A 639-nucleotide genomic window follows, 5' to 3' on the forward strand; every position below is an offset into this window, starting at 1 on the left:
TATTTGAATATATTGAGATCTTCTATAATCGTAAGCGCAGTCACTCAACATTAAACAACTTGAGTCCATTTGAATTTGAAAGTAAATTTGTAAAATAAAGTGTTCGTTTTTCGAGGGGCACACCAGCATATAACGCCTGCATAACACGTTTGCTACTATGCAGATCAAGCCTAAATTTACCACTTAATACGGTAAACCAAAAGAAATCTAGAATGCCGAATGTAGCAAATCGTGTTGATGCGATTGTTATGTAACTCTGTCATCGCGAGAATAAACATGATCCGCAAACAATTCCCCACCAATTTCATAAGCGTCTGGAATAATGCGATCAAACTGAAACCCACATTTAAGTAACACTTTCTCTGAACCAATATTCCCTTCAGTTACCACAGCTTTATAAGCATTAATTTCTTGAACCGACTCAGCCCAATTCAATAGCCCAGAAAGAGATTCTGAACCATAGCCATTACCATAAAATTCAGGTAATAAAAGATAACCGACTTCAGCAACATTGTTTTCAACAGTAAAACCTGTAATACCAATAGAGTTTCCTGATTGTTTATCAAAAATAACAAAGCATAACCATGAGCTGGAATCCACATTCCATGGAACTAACCGGGATTCAAATTTCCCTCTGAC

2 protein-coding genes are annotated in these 639 nt (G+C 36.5%); one reads left to right on the top strand and one right to left on the bottom strand.

Annotated elements, in window-relative coordinates:
* Positions 1-11 precede the first annotated feature (11 nt).
* On the top strand, positions 12-98 hold the full coding sequence (locus AACV33_RS21525) for a hypothetical protein (protein WP_370527209.1): 87 nt from the start codon (positions 12-14) through the stop codon (positions 96-98).
* Between the two features lie 148 nt (positions 99-246).
* On the opposite strand, the gene AACV33_RS03855 is transcribed toward AACV33_RS21525, so the two are convergent.
* Positions 247-639: GNAT family N-acetyltransferase (locus AACV33_RS03855; RefSeq protein ID WP_182700744.1), on the bottom strand; the 393-nt coding region annotated here is incomplete at its 5' end.

Source organism: Aliivibrio sp. SR45-2 (genome assembly GCF_963890165.1).
GTDB lineage: Bacteria > Pseudomonadota > Gammaproteobacteria > Enterobacterales > Vibrionaceae > Aliivibrio > Aliivibrio salmonicida.